Source organism: Lentibacillus sp. CBA3610, from assembly GCF_013373365.1.
Taxonomy (GTDB): Bacteria; Bacillota; Bacilli; order Bacillales; family Amphibacillaceae; genus Lentibacillus.
On the sequence record NZ_CP035925.1, the window covers coordinates 22,869 to 43,712 of the forward strand.

A 20,844-nucleotide genomic window follows, 5' to 3' on the forward strand; every position below is an offset into this window, starting at 1 on the left:
ACTATTGGTAAAATGTAAACTGATAGAGAAGGGAGCATTAAAAGATGGATTTCAGATATAGTGATTATACAGTTGAGCAATTGCGGGAAGAAGTGGGAAAGCTAAAGGAAAAAGCCCAAAAAGCGGAGCAGCTGGGGAATATCAGCGAAGTGGCGATTAATGAGCGTAAAATGCAAGTCGCTATTGCCTACATGATGAATCCGGACGACTTCTCAGCACAGGATATACATGAATTGAATGGTGACCCCGGCTATAAATTTAAAATTAATTATATCAACGGTGTGTTTGCCTGGGGCCATCGTGTTAATTTATTGGATGAAGTGCATGAAAAAGAAGAAGCCCTTCCGATTTCACTGCTGGGGGATAAGGCCTGAGTATGAATAGAAATGGCGGCTGACGTTTCAGATGCCAGATCAGCTTGAAATAAATCGACAAGGTAACCGATTTTCATATCGAAAACGTTATCCGAAATTTTTTTGATTAAAAAACAACAGCCGGGTAAGTCCCGTGCTGTTGTTTAAACCGGATTGTCACCGACCTCAAGCTTATGCTGCAGCTTTTGTTCGGAAAAAATCCAGCCCGTATAAGACGTTAAAATACGCATATTATCATCAATTTGCACGACCGCAACAAACGGGTAGCGCTCATTTGACCGGTACCGTAAATCAATAAATCGAATCTCGGTAAAATCATCAAAGTCATGTACTTCCCAGCGGTAAACCGGGGAGAATGACAAAAATGCATCGATATTTTTATCCTGTTGTGCCAGGTGAAAAAGTTTGTTATCCGGCAAAGGGATTTTCTCAAATTGGTCGACAATATCAATATGGCCATCTTTTACCGATCCGACATAAAAGTAATCTGTTGTCGTAATAGCTACACGCCAGCGATTTTGCTTAATGGTTGGCGAGGTTGCAATCTGTTCGGTATTCGGATAAAATTCCTTGATCGTCCGCACAATCTCCCGTTTATCTATATACCGTTTTACATAATAAAGTGCAATGACGGCATAAATGATCAAGAACGTATAGCCCGGATTCGCTCCAAGCAGCCAGGCGACAATCCCGCCGATATGGAGCATGAAAATATACGGATCAAACGTATTAATCACCCCGTGCGCAACCCATTTATTGAAAAACGGCCGGTATGCTTGAGTGCCATAAGCATTGGGAATGTCAACAAGAACGTGGATAATCACCGCGAGAGCAGTCCATGCCCATAAATGCAGAAAATTGGCCTCTGGCACGATTGCATGAATCACACCAGCTATCAAAATTCCCCACATAAGAACAGCGGGGATGGAGTGGGTAGCTCCACGATGATGCCGTATATAAACAGCATTATTACGCAATTTTAAAAGGGTATCAAAATCCGGCGCATGCGAACCTATAACTGTACCGGCCAATACAGCGGCAAACAAACCAGGATCATTGTGCACAACGGGATCCAATGTTGACAGTCCGCCGATTGCAACCCCCATAACAATATGGGTGCCTGTATCCATAAGTTAGGTTCCTCCTAATATTAAGTTATGGTATATAGTGAATGTAAAGAGCGATAAGCTCCGCGTATTTATTCCGTTTGTAATTTTTCGTAACCCCGCTTCAAAACGATGAGATAATTGATCAGGGGATTAAACAAAAAGTCATAAGTCAATACAAGTGTAACATAAAGGATGTAGCAAAATGACTGATAAAATTTTACAGAGTTTTGACATTCACGGTTTTCAAAAACAATTAATCGAATGGTATCAAAACAATAAACGGGATCTGCCGTGGCGTCATGATCAGGATCCCTATAAAGTCTGGGTTTCTGAAATCATGCTGCAGCAGACCCAGGTTGATACCGTTATTCCGTACTTTCAACGGTTTATGTCAAAATATCCAACTTTATATGATTTAGCATATGCAGACCAGCAGGATGTATTAAAAACGTGGGAGGGACTTGGCTACTATTCCCGTGCACGGAATCTGCAAAACGCTGTTCGCGAAGTTGTTTCTGACTATAATGGTGAAGTGCCGGATAATCCAAAGCAATTAGGGAAACTTAAAGGAATTGGCCCATATACGAAAGGTGCCATATTATCGATTGCATTTGATCGGCCACAACCGGCTGTTGATGGTAATGTGATGCGGGTGCTTTCGCGCGTTTTAAGAATTGAGGATGATATTGCACAGCCTAAGGTAAAAAAACAATTTGAACGTTTTGCTGAAGCTCTCATTTCACATGAAGATCCTTCTTCATTCAATCAGGGCGTCATGGAGCTTGGTGCGCTGATATGTACGCCGAAAGAGCCGATGTGCATGTTTTGTCCGGTTCAGGAATATTGCCGTGCGTTTCAGGCGGGAATGGAACAGGAGCTTCCGGTCAAGTCAAAAGCGAAAAAACAGAAGAAAATCGCCTACACTGTCCTTTTAATTCGCAATGACAATGATGAATATGTGATCGAAAAACGGCCTGAAAATGGTTTGCTCGCAAATATGTGGCAATTTCCGATGGCTCCGGTTGACGAAATCGGGAAAGATCATATAAAAAATTGGGTACAATTGGAATACGGTATCGATGTTGAATTATCATCCAAGCAGGGTGATCTGAAACATGTATTCTCCCACATTATCTGGCAATTGGAAGTCGTGGCCGCAACCTCAACAAGTGATGAAGCAGCAGATGACCGTTTGCGCTTTGTGAGACGTGATGAATTGGAAAACTATCCCTTCCCGGTTTCCCATCAAAAAATGATGCAGTATCTTTCATGAAATGGAGGACTTGTCCTTATTGTATGCAGGAATCGACTGTTATATTTTTCGAAAAGCCATGACATTTCGGATGATGTTTTTAATACGGAAATTAGCTGTTACGCCGATTTCTTCCAATCTGACCTCTGATATCTAAAAAGACGCGGCAGTTTTTTCTTATTCCCATTATATACCTCTGGCAGTTAATTTTAACTCCGCATATGGCGGATAACTGTTTTTAAAATGGAAAAAGTAATGACTGCGGAGGTGATAGTGATGGGCTACAGAAAGCAGAATCAAAAGTCAAAGCAAAATAAGAAATCGTAACCACCCCCAATGTTAGAAATGAAAGAGCTCCCTTCCCCAGGGAGCTCTTTTTAAGTGCGTTGGAAATGTGCCAAAAATGCCGTGAAAATGGACCGAGAGAGTGTTCAAGTCACGTAAAGTAAGCGCTAAAAGAAAGCTTTCAAACCACGAAGAGAGAGCCTGTCACGATCAAAGCGGTACGCCCAAACACAGGCTTCAACCCGCACGAGAGGATGTCCATCACGATCAAAAGTGAGCACGACAAGCTTCAACCGCACGAGAGACTGTGCATCACGTTCAAAATGCAAACCAAACACATCTCAACCGCACGAGAGACTGTGCATCACGTTCAAAATGCAAACCAAACACATCTCAACCGCACGAGAGACTGTGCATCACGTTCAAAATGCAAACCAACCATCTCAACCGCACGAGACTGTGCAACGTTCAAATGCAAACCAAACACACCTCAACCGCACGAGAGAATGTCTGTTACGTTCAAATTACGTTAAAAAAGCCGCAAAAAACACGAGATACTCTTCACTTCAAGACGATAACCTGAAACAAAGAGGGAAAGAAGTTTTAAATCCGTCTCCAGCCCTTTTCTTTTGTAAATTCTGTCATGGCACTTATAATGAAATAGTAGGGTTTCAATATAAGTGTACGCTGGCGACATAAAGATAATCTTGGTTAGGAGAGATTGGATGACTGCTCCAAGTGCCGGGTCAACCATACAAATACATAGTTATAAACATAATGGCAGCCTGCACCGCGTGTGGGAAAATACGTTAGTGCTGAAAGGAACCGAGATGGTCGTTATCGGCGCGAATGATAAGACACAGGTAAATGAAAGCAATGGCCGCAGCTGGATAACAAGAGAACCCGCCATCTGTTATTTCCATGCAGAGTATTGGTTTAAATGTTTTTTGCATGCTGCGAATGATGGGATTTATTATATAGTATATCAGCTCACCCTTTGTTTTTATGACGGAAGAGCATTTAAAATTATATCGATTAACGATCTCGATGTCAAAGTATAATCCGGATATGACATTTGATCTGCTTGATGAGATGATATGACGAGCATAAAAAGCAAATGAATTACCCCAGTTCGCTGGATCGCATATTATACCGCCACATCGATTATTTGCTGGACTGGGTCAGGCAGCGGAAGGGACCTTTTTCAGGCGAATTTATCGACCAGTGGTATGAACGGTATTTAACGTATTAAGAAAAAACGCTGACACGTTTTTTCAGATGCCAGAGGCCGGAAGTCGGATTGGAAGAAATCGGCGAATTAGCCGATTTCAAGATTGAAAGTGTCCCTCTGAAGTGATATACCTTCTTAACTTCTAAGAAAAATTTCGGCTGCCACCTCGTCTTTCCAGAGGCCGGAAGTAAGAGGTCGGATTGGGTGAGATCGACGAGTCAGCCGATTTCTGTATTGAAGACGTCATTTAAAATTTGAAGCATAAATCAATTGATTGCTTAACAACACGGAATCGTTTTATAATCAAATGAGTGTGGCTTTATAGATCCTTGTTACAACCCGTAGCAAGGCTTTTGTTTTTAAGTATGATATAAGGAAGCGAAGATAATGAGCAGTATTAGACAATATTTACAGTTTGTTAAACCGTATAAATGGAAAATTTTAATAACCGTTTGTATCGGAATCCTGAAATTCGGTATCCCGCTCCTGATCCCATTGATTTTAAAGTATGTTATCGACAACATCATTAATGCTGATGATCTGGGCGATGCAGCTAAGGTTGAGCAATTACTCTGGCTGATGGGCGGAGCGTTTGTCATCTTTTTGATTTTGCGTCCGCCGATTGAATACTTTCGACAATATCTGGCTCAATGGGTAGGGAACACAATTCTGTATGATGTCAGGGATAAGCTGTTTGATCACATCCAAAAGCTGAGTTTGCGATTTTATTCTCAGACAAAAACCGGGGAAATTATTTCCCGGGTAATACATGATGTCGAACAAACGAAAAACTTTGTTGTGACAGGTTTAATGAATATTTGGCTCGATATGATTACGATATTGATTGCAATCGGCATTATGCTGACAATGGATGTCGGTCTGACAATTGTCGCCATCATTTTATTCCCGATATTTGGATTCTGTGTGAAGTATTTTTATGGCAGACTCAGAAAACTGACACGGGAGCGTTCGCAAGCACTTGCTGAAGTGCAGGGGCATTTGCACGAGCGGGTTCAGGGTATTCCGGTGACGAGAAGCTTTGCATTGGAAGACTACGAACAAGGGCAATTTGATTCCCGCAATGCCAACTTTTTGCACAAAGCGCTTAATCATACTGACTGGAATGCCAAGACATTTGCTGTCATGAATACTATCACCGACTTAGCACCGCTATTGGTGATTGCCGTTGCCGGGTATCTGGTCATTCAAGGTGATGTCACAGTTGGAACGATGGTTGCTTTTTCCGGCTATATGGAACGAGTCTACAGTCCATTACGCCGACTGATCAGTTCCTCGACTGTTTTGATTCAGTCAATTGCGTCGATTGACCGTGTGTTTGAATTGATGAATGAACAATACGACATTACTGATAATCAGGATGCCAAACAGCTTGGACGTGTCAACGGAAAAATCGACATCGACCATGTATCATTTAAGTATGAAGATGAGGAAGCGCAAGTATTAAACGATGTCTCGCTTCATGTTGAAAGCGGTGAAACAATCGCTTTTGTTGGTATGAGCGGCGGTGGTAAGTCAACATTGATCAGCCTGATTCCGCGATTTTATGATGTAACAGGCGGGTCAATCAAAGTGGACGGCACCGATATCCGTGATGTGAAAGCTCGCTCATTGCGTGATAATATCGGCATGGTTTTACAGGATAATATATTGTTCAGTGAATCAATTGCCATGAATATCCGAATGGGCAATCCTGATGCGACAGATGAAGAAGTGGTTGCTGCTGCTGAAGCGGCAAATGCCCACGACTTTATTCAGGGGTTGCAGGATGGTTACGATACATTAGTCGGCGAACGCGGTGTCAAACTTTCCGGCGGGCAAAAACAGCGTATCGCCATTGCCAGGGTATTTTTGAAAAACCCGCCTATTTTGGTTTTCGACGAAGCAACTTCAGCACTCGACCTGGAAAGTGAACATATTATTCAGGAAGCTATGGAGCGGCTTGCTTCTGATCGGACGACATTTATCGTCGCTCACCGTCTGGCAACCATCACACATGCTGACCGCATTGTTCATATTGAAGATGGCGAGATTAAGGAAATTGGTTCACATGCTGAATTAATGGCACGAAAAGGGCATTATTACGATCTTTATCAAGTGCAAAATTTGGATGATTCATGATGTTGCACTGCGGGGTCTTATCTACACTGGTTATAACACTTTAATAGAAAAATCCGAACTGGTTCGAAATTTATCTGAAGAATTTTGGATCACTGTTCGGATTTTCTTTTTGATTCCATCCTTTTGTCTCAGCCTTATTCACTCATTTGGAAATTACTTGAAAAAAGCCGCTGTAAATTAAGCTGAATTCGCTGTAGTTTATAGCGGTGCGCTATAGATCATGCCATAATCGCTGTAGTTTGATCAATAATCGCTATAGATTTGGATGAAATCGCTGTAGTTTAGGCGAAAATCGCTGTAGATCATTATTCAGAGATTCTGCGAGTTAATAAGAGAGCTATCAGGACGGCCTCCCTGCCGACAAATATCGGCTCGCTGCACTAAGGGACTTATCTTGCCCCCCTGGCATAAAATTGCTCAAACTCATACCGGGGGCGTCACCTAGTCGGGCAGCCTCAGGTCCAATACCCCCTTCTCACTACTACAATCGTGCCGAAACCTGAAAAAGGGGCATGATAGTCAAAAAATTTTTTTGAAAACATGCCCCTTTTTTGGGATAACTTTCGATTGTAATTAAAAGAAGGGATAATGCACTCTTCCATAATGTGTGGGATACCGTAAGCTGCTTATCTTGATCAGCCGGTCAGCAGCGCATCAGCAAATATGGGATCCACAGCAATTCTAGTTTGTCTCATCTTTCGAAATGGCAGCAAATGCTTTGCCGGCGGCTTCAATGGTTGTATCAATATCGGCTTCAGTGTGTTCGGTTGTCAAAAACCATGCTTCAAACTTGGATGGGGCTAAATTAATCCCTTGTTTGAGCATCAGATGGAAAAACCGGGCGAATGCGTCATGATCACTGGCTTCAGCCTGTTCATAATTTTCAACAGTGTCATCGCCAAAGAAAACAGTGAGAGCACCGCATACGCGATTGATTGAAACTGGAATACCCGTTTCGGATGCTTTAGCCAGGATACCATTTTCGAGACGCTCACCCAGCTGGTCCAGTTTGTCATAAACACCGTCTTCCTGCAGCACTTCCAGACAAGCGATCCCTGCTGCCATTGATGCAGGGTTCCCGGACATGGTGCCGGCTTGATAGGCGGGTCCGAGTGGTGCAACATGCTCCATAATATCCTGACGTCCGCCGTATGCACCGATTGGCAGCCCGCCGCCGATGATTTTGCCCATTGCGGTCATATCCGGTTCGACGCCATAAATTTGCTGTGCGCTGCCATATGTAAAACGGAATGCAGTAATCACTTCATCATAGATAACGAGCGCGCCGGCATCATGCGAAATATCTTTAACGGATTGCAAAAACCCTTCATGCGGTTTGACAATCCCAAAGTTGCCGACAATTGGTTCAACCAAAACAGCTGCAACTTGATCACCCCAGCGGTCGATTGCTTGCCGGAATGTGTCCAGGTTATTAAATGGGACGGTAATCACGTCTTCTGCGGTTGATTGCGGAATACCTGCTGAATCGGGCGTTCCCAATGTCGCCGGTCCTGATCCCGCTTCGACCAGTACGGAATCAAAATGGCCGTGATAGCTGCCGGAGAATTTAATGATTTTATTCCGGCCAGTGTAGGCGCGTGCTACCCGGACTGTTGTCATGACAGCTTCTGTGCCGGAATTGACAAACCGCACTTTCTCCAGCGATGGGATGGCTGTTTTAAGGGTTTTGGCGAATTGATTTTCAAGCTTGGTCGGTGTACCATACAAGACGCCGTTGTTAGCGGCATATGTAATCGCCTCTGCGATATGCGGGTGAGCGTGGCCGGTAATGATTGGTCCAAACGCTCCCAGGTAATCAATATACTTATTGCCGTCGACATCCCAGAAATAGGCGCCTTTTGCATGGTCCATATAGACGGGTGCACCACCGCCGACACCTTTGTAGGCACGTGATGGTGAGTTTATGCCGCCAACGATATGATCCAGCGCTTCTTCATGCAAAGCTTTTGATGTAGAAAAATCCATAAAAAATGCCTCCTATAATGATTACGCTCTGTACAAAAAATATAAATATCCATTCTGATTATACCGCATCGGGCGGGTCACGAAAAATAAATGGCAATTAACCGGATGGATAAGCATATGATGAGTGTAGAGCGAGGGATATTATGGACTTTATTTCGTTGATTGTCATCGTCGGAATTGCTGCGGTTCTCATCACCAGTATTATCGACTTCATTCGTGGCGGAAAACTTCGCGAACGCATGCATATGCGGGAAAGACGGTTTTCTGCTGAAATTTTTTATACATTATTAATGTTATACCTGATCGTCATTCTGGGTTTCGGATTTATCTATTTTATGCTCTCAATGAATGATGTTTTATTAGTTGAAGATGGTGAACTGCGGGAAGTAAGTGTTATCGGTTCAATGATCCATTCGTTTTACTTCAGCGGTGTAACCATGCTCACGGTTGGCTACGGGGATATTACACCGATTGGAATCGGCAGGCTGATTGCACTTGTGCAGGCGCTGATTGGTTATATTTTGCCGACAGCCTTTGTATTAAAGCTTGTACAAAACAATCAGGAGAATAGAGATAGGGAAAAGGATATGCTATAGTGGACATATCAGGTGTTTGAGAAGATTGGTTTATCTTTTTTGAATCGAAAAGATAGTATAAATGTTTTCAATACAGAAATCGGTTAACTCACCGATTTCTTCCAATCCGACTTCTGACTTCCGGCATCTGAAAAAACGCATCACCGTTTTTTCTCAACACAACACAATCGATTAATTAAATGGAGGGATATCAATGCGTGCTGAAGTAGGTAAACAAGCACCCGATTTCACATTGCAAAACCAGGACGGCGAACAAGTAAGCCTGTCAGACTATAAGGGTAAGAATGTCGTTCTCTATTTTTATCCGAAAGATATGACGCCGGGCTGTACTAACGAAGCTTGTGACTTCCGGGATAATAAAGAGAAATTCAGTGATCTTGACGCGGTCATTATCGGTGTAAGTCCGGATCCGGTCGAAAGTCATCAGAAGTTTATTGACAAACATGACTTACCATTTATGCTTTTGGCGGATGTGGATAACAAAGCTGCAGAAGACTACGGTGTCTGGAATGGCGGCATTGAACGCTCCACTTTCATCATTGACAAAGAAGGCAATCTGCAGAAAGAATTCCGCAAAGTGAAAGTCGACGGGCATGTGGAAGAAGCCCTCGGTTATTTGCGGGAAGCCAGTTAACGAATGAAACAACAGTCCATCTAGAGGTGGGCTGTTTTTAATTGGAAAACGTATAGAATTTCGGATGACGTTTTCAATCCTGAAATCGGCTAATGCGCCGATTTCCCCAAATCTGATTTCCGGCATCTGACCTCTGGAAAAACGAGGCCAGGCCTGAGTTTTTCTAATATTACAGTTTTATTATATTTATGTTTTCTGCGTTATATAGGCTCATCCCCAGGAATAAAATTTATTAACTAAAACATTAAAGGGGTGTGCTTTTATGGAGGCGCGTCAACATATCCGTTTGCAATCTGTTTCCGTTCGCCATAAGCAGCTGTTTTTAATCGTCAAAAGGTTATTCGATATCATAATCAGTCTGGTATGTCTGATTGTTTTGGCACCGGTATTGCTTTGGATCAGTTATCGGCTATTGAAAAAGGAAGGGCGGCCGGTATTTTTCCGGGAGGCACGCGCTGGAAGAGATAAACGTCTATTTATCAGATGGCGGTTTCGTACGATGACAAATGCTTCGAAAGTTATTCGTGCCCTGCCGCCGCATCCTTTCCCTAAAAGCTGGTCTAATGGTGTGCCGGATGCCTTTCACTTTAATCGTGAATCACAGCGGACGGTTACCCCAACAGGGAAATGGATTCAAAAGTATCGTCTGGACCGGATATCGGAACTTTTTAATGTATTAAAAGGCGATATGTCTCTTGTCGGGCCAAAGCCGGAGATTCCGGATATTGCGGATTATTACAATCAATATCAAAAGCAGCGTCTGCAGGTGCGGCCGGGGCTAACATGTTTCGCCCAACTGAATGGCCGCACAAATAAAAACCATGCCAAAAAAATCAGGGATGATCTTTCCTATATCCGGAATTGTTCCATGAAATGGGATATTATCATCATGTTTCGTACACTGAAACAGGGCATTCGTAATGGAAATTTCAGCCGTAAACGGTTACGATAGAGGTAAGAAAAAGCCAGGGAGGCATTAGATTGATTACCCTTTTTTCAGCAAAAATTTCAGAAAAACACCAAACAAGACTGCGTGAACGCTATCCTGATGTTACCTTTATTTTTTGCAAAAATATGGACGAGGCTGAGCAGCATATAGACAAAGCGGGCACTTTAGTCACTTATGGCGAGGATCTGACTGCCGGTTTGATTGGCTGGGCCTCCCAATTGAAATGGATTATGGTATTGTCTGCCGGTATTGACCGTATGCCGTTTGAAGCAATCAGCACACGCGAGATTCTGGTAACCAATGCGAGGGGAATCCATAAGTACCCAATGGCGGAGTATGCGTTTGCCATGCTGCTGCAGGTCAACCGCCAGGCTAAACAATTGATGGCGAATGAAACGGCAAAAAATTGGGACCGTTCTGTACGGATGGAAGAATTGACGGGGAAAACCATGCTTATTGCCGGAACCGGGGCAATTGGCCAGGAAGTGGCACGGCTGGCAAAGGCTTTTCGAATGACTGTATATGGTGTTTCCAGAAGTGGACGGCCGGTGGGTTATTTTGACTGGAACGTTAAACAGGACGATTTGGAGAACCTTTTGCCTGAAGCGGATTATATCGTGTCTGTCCTGCCGAGCACACCGGAGACGAAAGGATTTTTCACCACTGATGATTTTCGGAAAATGCCTTCTCATGCTGTGTTTTTAAATATGGGCAGAGGTGATGCAGTCAGTGATGAAACCATTTTAAATGCCGTTCGCAAAGGCGAAATTGTCCATGCAGTACTGGATGTCTTTGAAGAAGAGCCGCTTCCGGAAGAGCATCCGTTTTGGACAGAAGAAAATATCACGGTAACACCGCATTTGTCAGGTGTTTCATCGCACTATCAGCGTCGTGCGCTTGATATTTTTGATCAGAACCTGCAAATATATTTGAATAACGGAACAGATTACGTGAACAAAATTGATGTAACCAGGGGGTATTAACGATGCGAATTTATACGAGAAAAGGTGACAAAGGGGAGACATCATTAATCTCCGGAAAACGTGTACCGAAAAATGACCTGCGTGTGGAAGCTTATGGTACGTGCGACGAGGCCAATTCATTCATTGGTCTGGCTTTGAGTTTCCTTGATCAGGAAGAATTACCGGAAAAGGAAGCGTTCTCAGAGCAAATGCACCGCGTTCAGACGATTTTATTTCATGTGGGAGCAGAGCTTGCTACGCCAAATGATAAGGAAGTAGCCTGGAAACTGAAGCAGGCGCACATTGATGAACTCGAGGAAACAATGGATGCGTGGGATAAAAATCTGGAAATGCTGCGGAACTTTATCCTGCCATCGGGACATTCCGCATCAAGTGCCCTGCACACAGCACGAACAATAGCAAGACGTGCAGAGCGAACGGCTATCGCTCTGAATGAACAGGAAGAGGTCAATCCGCTGGTCATATCCTATTTGAACCGTCTGTCCGATTTCCTGTTTGTAGCTGCGAGATATATCAACCAGGCTTTGAAGGGGACGGAAATACCATTAAAAGCGGATATTTAATTAAGTCAAATGAGCGATTATCAAAGAATGGTATCGCTCATTTTTTATCACTAAGATTCCCCCCCCCCGATTGAAGGGCCATTATATGCAGACTGTGGCTTTGAAAGTAACAAATTTTGCAAAAGGTTAATAATATAAACAAGTTGGCAATATACTTATATTGACAGAACACAGTAAAACCGAGTACACTTTAATTAGAAGAATTATAATATAATAATACAACTGGATTGAATATACTATTGAAAGTGGGGTGCATGGCGGTGTCTGATCAGAAACTGCAGGAAGCGATCAACACACTCAGAGATTCTGGCGTACGCATAACACCACAACGTCATGCGGTTCTTGAGTATCTTCTAAACGCAATGGTTCACCCGACAGCTGATGAGATTTATAAAGCGCTTGAGGGAAAGTTTCCAAACATGAGCGTTGCAACGGTGTACAATAATTTACGTGTGCTCCGCCAAATCGGCCTTGTCCGGGAATTGACCTATGGTGATTCATCAAGCCGTTTTGATTATAACTCAAGTGAACATTATCATATTATTTGTGAGGAATGTGGTAAAATTGTGGATTTCCATTATCCGATATTAGATGAGGTTGAATCATTAGCCGAACAAGTGACAGGTTTTGATGTCAGCCATCACCGGATGGAAATTTACGGGAGATGTGAAGACTGCCAGCAAGTGGAAGCAAAGCAACAACATTAATGTAGCTTAATGTTGTCATTCGGGAATTAATTAATCCATCATTTTTCTTATAATAAAAACGTCAGCTGGTAAAGCAGCTGGCGTTTTTATCATAGGTCGTTATTCATCTTTTATTTGAGCTTTTGCCTCTCTCCGGTATTTTCGCTTATTGTATTTCTCATCGAATTCCATGCCTTCCAGATCTTTATCAAGTGTCAGCGGTTGTTTGCAGTGCATGCAGGCATCAACATGCCCGAGCATTTTTGTTGGCTTTTCGCAGGTAGGACACATGATTGGAACAGCTTTTGTTGAGAGCATTCCTATCCAGAAATAAATAACACAGCTTAAAATGATAAACAAAAGGCCAAATAAAAATAACGTCAGCATGAGCCATTCAATATTTCTGGACAACAAACCTCCGTACATAACAGCAAATCCGACAAAAATCAGGATGAGAGCAAATGAACGGATTTTATTTATTTTACTGGTATAGACCAACTTGTCAGCCATGAATAGTCCTCCTTATGATGTTACAGAGCCAGTATAGCATATTTTATGTCGTCATAAAGTATAAAACGACGTGAGTATAGGGCTGATGTCACTTTATATGAATATTTCGTGACAAGTAAAGTTTTTCCAAAAAGGTTTTTTGACTTTGGAAGAGGATTTCATAATAATGATAACGAATTATATAGTATTGAAGCTATATGGAGGATTTGAAAAATGGAAGATTTATTAAGACCGATTTATCAGGAATATACAAGTGACTCTGATACATTAGGGGCTATTTTAATTGAAAAGAAGAAACCGGACAGCCCAATAACCGATAACTTTGATGTGATCTTACTGATTATTGTTAACAACCTCGAGACGAATTGGCAGGAAAAACATTATGAATTTAACGGAAAAACAGCCGTCATGCATGCAGTAACTGAAAACTTATTATTGAAATGGATTGACACAAATGGCTATCGGAAAGCACTCGAATGGATCATGGCGGGGAAAACTATTTTTGACCGTGATCAGTATGTAGCCCGGTTAAAAGAACAATTAAGAAGTTTTCCCCATGATAGAAGGGATTTACGTAAAGTAATTGAATTCGGGAAGCTGCTGAAAAGTTATACGGAAGTAAAAGATCTGTATGGCACCGAACAGTATAAGGATGCTTTCAGCCGGATGGTTCATTCGCTTCATTATTTAGCAAGACTTGCGGTCATCGAAAGAGGGTATTATCCGGAAGTGACATTATGGAACCAGGTCAAGAAAATCGACCCAGAGGTGTACAAACTTTATGAAGAATTGATTGAAAGCAATGAGGATGTAGCTAAACGGGTACACCTGATGATACTGGCTGCGGATTTTGCGATTAGCCGAAGAGCAAAGGTTTCCGCAAAGCATTTACTGGATATTATGGCCACAAAACAAGATGCCTGGTCATTCGAGGAAATTAAGCAGCACCCCGGTGTTAAGCCATATGAATTAGACCTGGCTGCAATATTGAATTATTTGATCGAAAAAAGAATCATAACCACCGAAAAAATTGAAACAAAAGCTGAAAGTGTGTATAAGCGAAAGTATAAGATGAATACAGAAGAACGTTAGGTATTTAGAGGCATGTCATCAGTAATTGATCGACTGGCAAGAAGCGATGACTGTCCATTTTGTATGGCAGCAGGAACCTGCTTTTAGCTGATGCGGTGAAATAGTGGAGGGTAAAACCGCCCGCATCTATTTGATTCCGATCAACTAATCAACCAAGGGAAGTGAAAAACCTCCTGCTGATTGAATAATAGTGACTTATATATGGAAGCTTTTCGGACAAAGATGTGAATCATCATTATTTAAACACTATAAGCTGAATCAGTATTAGGTTGGTATAGAGGACATGTTTTCAATATGCTGTTAGACGAATTTCAAGCTGATTGTTTTTGTTGTTTACGTAGTCAGCCATTCAAGTGATTTGTTGATCAGTCTATATTATCGAAAAGACTAACTATGATAGGAGGTTTAAGATAGCGGATTATTTGTTCATCAGTATGCAGGCTGCCATTTTACTCTTTTGGAAAAACTTATTGACTTTCATTATGATGCATGGTACATTTGAATGCGTCGCAAAAATTCATACCGAATTTGGCCGGCGAAACATTATAAATTTCCTCTTGATAAACATGAGGATATCATGTTATCTTAAATATCGTCGCCTTAACGGCGCGATTCACTTCTTTAAAAAATCAATTAAAAAAACCATTGATTAAAGTGAAGAATCATGATAAAGTATTAAAGGTCGCGAAAAGAGATGCGAGCAAACAACGAAATCAATTTAAAAACTTATTGACTTTGCTGTTTGAAGGTGATATACTAATTAAGTCGCTTTTTGAGCGCGACATTGAATTTGCTCTTTGAAAACTGAACAAAACAACCTGTATGAAACAGATGTCAGAGGTAAGAGGTCGGAAGTCGGATTGTTTTAATCCGAATGATGACACTTTAACCCCTGGAATCAATTTTTGAAGCTAAGACACTTATAAGGTTGATCGGTGTCGACCTTATGGCAAACTTTTATTGGAGAGTTTGATCTTGGCTCAGGACGAACGCTGGCGGCGTGCCTAATACATGCAAGTCGTGCGCGGGAAGCAGGTGAACGCCCTTCGGGGCGCTTCACCTGTGGAACGAGCGGCGGACGGGTGAGTAACACGTGGGCAACCTGCCTGTGAGACCGGGATAACTCGCGGAAACGCGAGCTAATACCGGATGACACTTTCGGTCGCATGACCGGCAGTTGAAAGACGGCATTAAGCTGTCACTACAGATGGGCCCGCGGTGGCATTAGTTAGTTGGTGAGGTAAGAGCTCACCAAGGCGACCGATGCGTAGCCACCTGAGAGGGTGATCGGCCACACTGGGACTGAGAACACGGCCCCAGACTCCTACGGAGGCAGCAGTAGGAATCATCCGCAATGGACGAAAGTCTGACGGTGCAACGCCGCGTGAGTGAAGAAGGTTTTCGGATCGTAAAACTCTGTTGTCAGGGAAGAACACGTTCTGTTCGAACAGGGCAGGACATTGACGGTACCTGACCAGAAAGCCCCGGCTAACTACGTGCCAGCAGCCGCGGTAATACGTAGGGGGCAAGCGTTGGTCCGGAATTATTGGGCCGTAAAGGGCACGCAGGGGTCTTTTAAGTCTGATGTGAAATCCCGCAGCTTAACTGCGGGTGGTCATTGGAAACTGGAGGACTTGAGTACAGAAGAGGAGAGTGGAATTCCACGTGTAGCGGTGAAATGCGTAGAGATGTGGAGGAACACAGTGGCGAAGGCGACTCTCTGGTCTGTCACTGACGCTGAGGTGCGAAAGCGTGGGTAGCGAACAGGGATAGATAACCCTGGTAGTCCCACGCCGTAAACGTTGAGTGCTAGTGTTAGGGGGTTTCCACCCTTAGTGCTGAAGTTAACGCAATAAGCACTCCGCCTGGGGATTACGGCCGCAAGGCTGAAACTCAAAAGAATTGACGGGGGCCCGCACAAGCGGTGGAGCATGTGGTTTAATTCGAAGCAACGCGAAGAACCTTACCAGGTCTTGACATCCTCTGATGGCGGTAGAGATACCGTGTTCCCTTCGGGGACAGAGTGACAGGTGGTGCATGGTTGTCGTCAGCTCGTGTCGTGAGATGTTGGGTTAAGTCCCGTAACGAGCGCAACCCTTGATCTTAGTTGCCAGCATTAAGTTGGGCACTCTAAGGTGACTGCCGGTGACAAACCGGAGGAAGGCGGGGATGACGTCAAATCATCATGCCCCTTATGACCTGGGCTACACACGTGCTACAATGGATGGAACAAAGGGCAGCGAAGCCGTGAGGTGAAGCAATCCAATAAAAACCATTCCAGTTTCGGATTGCAGGCTGCAACTCGCCTGTATGAAGCCGGAATCGCTAGTAATCGCGGATCAGCATGCCGCGGTGAATACGTTCCCGGGCCTTGTACACACCGCCCGTCACACCACGAGAGTTGGCAACACCCGAAGTCGGTGAGGTAACCTTTCGGAGCCAGCCGCCGAAGGTGGGGCCAATGATTGGGGTGAAGTCGTAACAAGGTAGCCGTATCGGAAGGTGCGGCTGGATCACCTCCTTTCTAAGGATTTTCAAGGAAGTCATACATGGTTGTTTGGTTCAGTTTTGAGGGAGCAAAATCCCTCGTGTGGAAGCGAAGTTTGGACCTTGAAAACTAAATAAGAGCAAGACATTCAACGACATTGATTTAAAAACGTTCGTCAAACGAACGCACGTATTAGTTAAGTGAACGATGGCGCACGGTGAATGCCTTGGCACTAGGAGCCGACGAAGGACGGGACTAACACCGATATGCCCCGGTGAGTCGTAAGTAGACTGCGACCCGGGGATTTCCGAATGGGGCAACCCGCTGTCCGTAATGGGGCAGTACTTGTGTCTGAATTCATAGGGCACAAGAGGCACAACCGGGAAACTGAAACATCTCAGTACCCGGAGGAAGAGAAAGCAAACGCGATTTCCCGAGTAGCGGCGAGCGAAACGGAAACAGCCCAAACCGGAAAGCGATGCTTTCCGGGGTAGAAGGACACGCCATGGGAGTTATCAAGAAATGGCTTAGACGAATCGATCTGGAATGATCAGCCGAAGAAGGTAAGAGCCCTGTAGTCGAAAAGCCATTTCCTCCGGCGTGGATCCTGAGTACGGCGGAACACGGGAAATTCCGTCGGAATCCGGGAGGACCATCTCCCAAGGCTAAATACTCCCTGGTGACCGATAGTGAACCAGTACCGTGAGGGAAAGGTTGAAAGCACCCGGAAGGGAGGTGAAACAGAACCTGAAACCGTGTGCCTGCAAGTAGTTCGAAGCCCGTTTAATGTGACGGCGTACCTTTTTGTAGATGGACCGGCGAGTTTGCGATTGTATGCAAGGTTAAGTGGCAAACACGGAGCCGAAGCGAAAGCGAGTCTGAATAGGGCGTAAACAGTATACGGTCGCAGACCCGAAACCGTGTGATCTACCCATGTCCAGGGTGAAGGTCAGGTAACACTGACTGGAGGCCCGAACCCACGTATGCTGAAAAATGCGGGGATGAGGTGTGGGTAGGGGTGAAATGCCAATCGAACACGGAGATAGCTGGTTCTCTCCGAAATAGCTTTAGGGCTAGCCTCAGGGAGAAGCGTTCTGGAGGTAGAGCACTGATTGGACTAGGGGCCCTCACCGGGTTACCGATTCAGTCAAACTCCGAATGCCAGTAACGCAACCCTGGAGTCAGAACTATGGGTGATAAAGGTTCATAGTCGAAGGGAAACAGCCCGGACCGCCCAGCTAAAGGTCCTAGTATACGTTAAGTTGGAAAAGGATGTGGAGTTGCCCAGACAACCAGTATGTTGGCTTAGAAGCAGCCATCATTTAAAGAGTGCGTAATAGCTCACTGGTCGAGTGACTCTGCGCCGAAAATGTACCGGGGCTAAACGTATCACCGAAGCTGCGGATTGTTCGTCGAACAATGGTAGGAGAGCGTTCCAAATGCTGTGAAGTCAGACCGTGAGGACTGGTGGAGCGTTTGGAAGTGAGAATGCCGGTATGAGTAGCGAAAAAGAGTGGAGAATCTCTTTCACCGAAAGCCTAGGTTTCCTGAGGAAGGCTCGTCCACTCAGGGTTAGTTCGGGACTAAGCCGAGGCGAAAGGCGTAGGCGATGGCCAACAGGCAGATATTCCTGGTACACCTCGTGAGCGTTTGAACGATGGGGGACGCAAGCAGGATAGGGAAAGCGCACTGTCGGAATTTGTGCGCCCAGCAGTGAGGAGTTGGACAGGTAAAATCCGTCTGACAATCCCAAGCTGTGACGGGGAGGGAAATTGAAGTAACCGAAGTCCTGATTCCACAACTGCCAAGAAAAGCCTCTAGTGAGTTCACAGGTGCCCGTACCGCAACCGACACAGGTAGGCGAGGAGAGAATCCTAAGGTGATCGGAGAACTCTCGTTAAGGAACTCGGCAAAATGACCCCGTACTTCGGGAGAAGGGGTGCTCCCGAGGAGAGCCGCAGTGAATAGCCCAAGCGACTGTTTACCAAAACACAGGTCTCCTGCGAAGCCGAAAGGCGAAAGTATAGGGCTGACACCTGCCCGGTGCCTGGAGGTTTAAGGGACGCGTTAGCGTGCTTGTCACGCGAAGCGCCAAACCGAAGCCCAGTAAACGGCGGCCGTAACTATAACGTCCTAAGGTAGCGAATTCCTTGTCGGGTAAGTTCGACCGCACGAAAGGTGCAACGACTTGGGCACTGTCTCAAACGAGAGACCGGTGAAATATACTATGCGTGAGATGCCATTTACCCGCGACTGGACGGAAAGACCCGTGGAGCTTTAACTGCACCTTGATATTGAATGTTGGTACAGCTTTGTACAGGATAGGTGGGAGCCGTCGAAACGTGAGCGCCAGCTTACGTGGAGGCCACCGTGGGATACACCTGGCTGTACGAACATTCTAACCCAGGGACGTGATCCGGTCCCGGAGACAGTGTCAGGCAGGCAGTTTGACTGGGGCGGTCCGCCTCCCAAAGGTACGGAGGCGCCAAAGGTTCCCTCAGAATGGTTGGAAATCATTCGCAGAAGTGGCAAAGGCAGAAGGGAGCTTGACTGCGGAGACCTACAAGGTCGAGCAGGGACGAAGTCGGCTTAGTGATCCGGTGGTCCCGCATGGAAGGGCCATCGCTCAACGGATAAAAGCTACCCCGGGGATAACAGGCTTATCTCCCCCAAGAGTTCACATCGACGGGGAGGTTTGGCACCTCGATGTCGGCTCATCGCATCCTGGGGCTGTAGTCCGGTCCAGGGTTGGGCTGTTCGCCCATTAAAGCGGTACGCGAGCTGGGTTCAGAACGTCCGTGAGACAGTTCGGTCCCTATCCGTCGTGGCGTTTGGAAGTCTGAGAGGAGCTGTCCTTAGTACGAGAGGAACCGGGATGGACACCGCTGGTGTAACCAGTTTGTTCCGCCAAGGAGCACAGCTGGGGTAGCTACGTGTGGCAAGGATAAGTGCTGAAAGCATCTAAGCATGAAGCCCCCTCAAGATGAAACTTCCCATCACTTTAAGTGAGTAAGATCCCTCAGAGACGATGAGTGGATAGGTCCGAGGTGGAAGCGTGGCGACACGTGGAGCTGACGGATACTAATCGATCGAGGACTTAACTAAACCATATGTGGTTGAATGGAACTCTTATTTAGTTTTCAGGGTGCAAAATTTTAATATAATCCTTGATTTTTTCACAAAAACAATTATAATATTTGCTGGTATAAAAATTATGCGATCACTTGGTTTTGCTTAGAATATATTGTTGAAGTATTCACGGGATGTGAATGACATTTTACAACATGCATTCTAAAGGTCTGGTGGCAATAGCGGAGAGGTCACACCTGTTCCCATGCCGAACACAGCAGTTAAGCTCTCCAGCGCCGATGGTAGTTGGGGTTTAACCCCTGCAAGAGTAGGACGCCGCCAGGCAAATCCATTCCACAGCAGCTGGCCGCAAGCAGTGCAACCGCATCGAAACGGCTTGCAATACGACGGGCACAATTATATTGGGCTATACTGCAATGAAATTCATTTTGGATTATTCCACAGTAGCTCAGTGGTAGAGCTATCGGCTGTTAACCGATCGGTCGCAGGTTCGAATCCTGCCTGTGGAGCCTTGGAGAGCTGTCCGAGTTGGTCGAAGGAGCACGATTGGAAATCGTGTAGGCCGCTATCGCGGTCTCGAGGGTTCGAATCCCTCGCTCTCCGCCATTTTCACAGATTGGCCCGTTGGTCAAGTGGTTAAGACACCGCCCTTTCACGGCGGTAACACGGGTTCGAATCCCGTACGGGTCACCAGTTTTATTTTAAGAGATATTAATTAAACCATGTTAAATTCACATTGAATTTATCGCAACACATGCATTAACCCATCTCATTCTTGGAGGATTAGCTCAGCTGGGAGAGCACTTGCCTTACAAGCAAGGGGTCGCTGGTTCGAGCCCAGCATCCTCCACCATTAAAATAAATTAATATTTACCTC

The 20,844-nt window shown here is 44.9% G+C and carries 13 protein-coding genes, 4 tRNA genes, 3 rRNA genes and 1 pseudogene; 18 read left to right on the plus strand and 3 right to left on the minus strand.

Going from position 1 to position 20,844, the window contains the following annotated elements; genetic code table 11:
• The first annotated feature begins 44 nt into the window (after positions 1 to 44).
• Positions 45 to 374, plus strand: coding sequence for a YfhH family protein (locus tag Len3610_RS00135; RefSeq protein ID WP_176446179.1), 330 nt, complete (start codon positions 45 to 47; stop codon positions 372 to 374).
• Between the two features lie 143 nt (positions 375 to 517).
• On the opposite strand, the gene Len3610_RS00140 is transcribed toward Len3610_RS00135, so the two are convergent.
• Positions 518 to 1,504 (minus strand): metal-dependent hydrolase, encoded by a 987-nt coding sequence (locus Len3610_RS00140; protein ID WP_176446180.1) that lies wholly within the window; start codon positions 1,502 to 1,504, stop codon positions 518 to 520.
• A gap of 181 nt (positions 1,505 to 1,685) precedes the next feature.
• Between Len3610_RS00140 and mutY the strand changes: the two genes are divergently transcribed.
• From mutY to Len3610_RS00155, 3 genes and pseudogenes are all read left to right on the plus strand, one after another.
• Positions 1,686 to 2,756, plus strand: coding sequence for an A/G-specific adenine glycosylase (gene mutY, locus Len3610_RS00145; protein ID WP_176446181.1), 1,071 nt, complete (start codon positions 1,686 to 1,688; stop codon positions 2,754 to 2,756).
• A 989-nt stretch (positions 2,757 to 3,745) separates the two neighbouring features.
• Positions 3,746 to 4,272 (plus strand): annotated as a pseudogene (locus Len3610_RS00150) (hypothetical protein).
• Between the two features lie 366 nt (positions 4,273 to 4,638).
• Positions 4,639 to 6,390 (plus strand): ABC transporter ATP-binding protein, encoded by a 1,752-nt coding sequence (locus Len3610_RS00155; protein ID WP_176446182.1) that lies wholly within the window; start codon positions 4,639 to 4,641, stop codon positions 6,388 to 6,390.
• A gap of 681 nt (positions 6,391 to 7,071) precedes the next feature.
• Here Len3610_RS00155 and Len3610_RS00160 read toward each other — a convergent pair.
• Entirely contained in the window at positions 7,072 to 8,376 is a 1,305-nt protein-coding gene (locus Len3610_RS00160; RefSeq protein WP_176446183.1) for a glutamate-1-semialdehyde 2,1-aminomutase, read from the minus strand.
• Between the two features lie 143 nt (positions 8,377 to 8,519).
• Here Len3610_RS00160 and Len3610_RS00165 point away from each other — a divergent pair, with 143 nt between their 5' ends.
• The 6 genes from Len3610_RS00165 to perR all read left to right on the plus strand — a co-directional run bounded on the left by Len3610_RS00165 (position 8,520) and on the right by perR (position 12,808).
• A complete protein-coding gene (locus Len3610_RS00165) occupies positions 8,520 to 8,972 on the plus strand; it encodes a potassium channel family protein (protein ID WP_176446184.1) in 453 nt (150 codons plus the stop codon).
• A 193-nt stretch (positions 8,973 to 9,165) separates the two neighbouring features.
• The gene (gene bcp, locus Len3610_RS00170; RefSeq protein WP_176446185.1) at positions 9,166 to 9,606 is read left to right on the plus strand and encodes a thioredoxin-dependent thiol peroxidase; all 441 of its coding nucleotides are present in this window, start codon (positions 9,166 to 9,168) and stop codon (positions 9,604 to 9,606) included.
• Positions 9,607 to 9,868: 262 nt separating this feature from the next.
• Positions 9,869 to 10,558, plus strand: a complete 690-nt coding sequence (locus Len3610_RS00175; RefSeq protein WP_176446186.1) for a sugar transferase — start codon at positions 9,869 to 9,871, stop codon at positions 10,556 to 10,558.
• Between the two features lie 29 nt (positions 10,559 to 10,587).
• Complete coding sequence (locus Len3610_RS00180) at positions 10,588 to 11,538, plus strand: D-2-hydroxyacid dehydrogenase (RefSeq protein WP_176446187.1); 951 nt, start codon at positions 10,588 to 10,590, stop codon at positions 11,536 to 11,538.
• Between the two features lie 2 nt (positions 11,539 to 11,540).
• Complete coding sequence (locus tag Len3610_RS00185) at positions 11,541 to 12,101, plus strand: cob(I)yrinic acid a,c-diamide adenosyltransferase (protein ID WP_176446188.1); 561 nt, start codon at positions 11,541 to 11,543, stop codon at positions 12,099 to 12,101.
• Between the two features lie 260 nt (positions 12,102 to 12,361).
• The gene (gene perR, locus Len3610_RS00190; RefSeq protein ID WP_303699855.1) at positions 12,362 to 12,808 is read left to right on the plus strand and encodes a peroxide-responsive transcriptional repressor PerR; all 447 of its coding nucleotides are present in this window, start codon (positions 12,362 to 12,364) and stop codon (positions 12,806 to 12,808) included.
• Between the two features lie 99 nt (positions 12,809 to 12,907).
• Here perR and Len3610_RS00195 read toward each other — a convergent pair whose 3' ends face one another.
• On the minus strand, positions 12,908 to 13,297 hold the full coding sequence (locus tag Len3610_RS00195; protein ID WP_176446190.1) for a DUF2614 family zinc ribbon-containing protein: 390 nt from the start codon (positions 13,295 to 13,297) through the stop codon (positions 12,908 to 12,910).
• Positions 13,298 to 13,510: 213 nt separating this feature from the next.
• Here Len3610_RS00195 and Len3610_RS00200 point away from each other — a divergent pair, with 213 nt between their 5' ends.
• From Len3610_RS00200 to Len3610_RS00235, 8 genes are all read left to right on the plus strand, one after another.
• Positions 13,511 to 14,389, plus strand: coding sequence for a nucleotidyltransferase-like protein (locus Len3610_RS00200; RefSeq protein ID WP_176446191.1), 879 nt, complete (start codon positions 13,511 to 13,513; stop codon positions 14,387 to 14,389).
• Positions 14,390 to 15,346: 957 nt separating this feature from the next.
• Positions 15,347 to 16,913: ribosomal RNA gene (locus Len3610_RS00205) — 16S ribosomal RNA — on the plus strand.
• Between the two features lie 158 nt (positions 16,914 to 17,071).
• A 23S ribosomal RNA gene (locus Len3610_RS00210) occupies positions 17,072 to 19,982 on the plus strand.
• A 193-nt stretch (positions 19,983 to 20,175) separates the two neighbouring features.
• Positions 20,176 to 20,291: ribosomal RNA gene (gene rrf, locus Len3610_RS00215) — 5S ribosomal RNA — on the plus strand.
• Together the 16S, 23S and 5S rRNA genes with 4 tRNA genes alongside form the textbook arrangement of a ribosomal RNA operon.
• Before the next feature lie 113 nt (positions 20,292 to 20,404).
• Positions 20,405 to 20,476 (plus strand) — tRNA-Asn (locus Len3610_RS00220).
• A gap of 4 nt (positions 20,477 to 20,480) precedes the next feature.
• Positions 20,481 to 20,573: transfer RNA gene (locus Len3610_RS00225), tRNA-Ser, on the plus strand.
• A 12-nt stretch (positions 20,574 to 20,585) separates the two neighbouring features.
• Positions 20,586 to 20,660, plus strand: a tRNA-Glu gene (locus Len3610_RS00230).
• An 84-nt stretch (positions 20,661 to 20,744) separates the two neighbouring features.
• Positions 20,745 to 20,820 (plus strand) — tRNA-Val (locus tag Len3610_RS00235).
• Positions 20,821 to 20,844 lie beyond the last annotated feature (24 nt).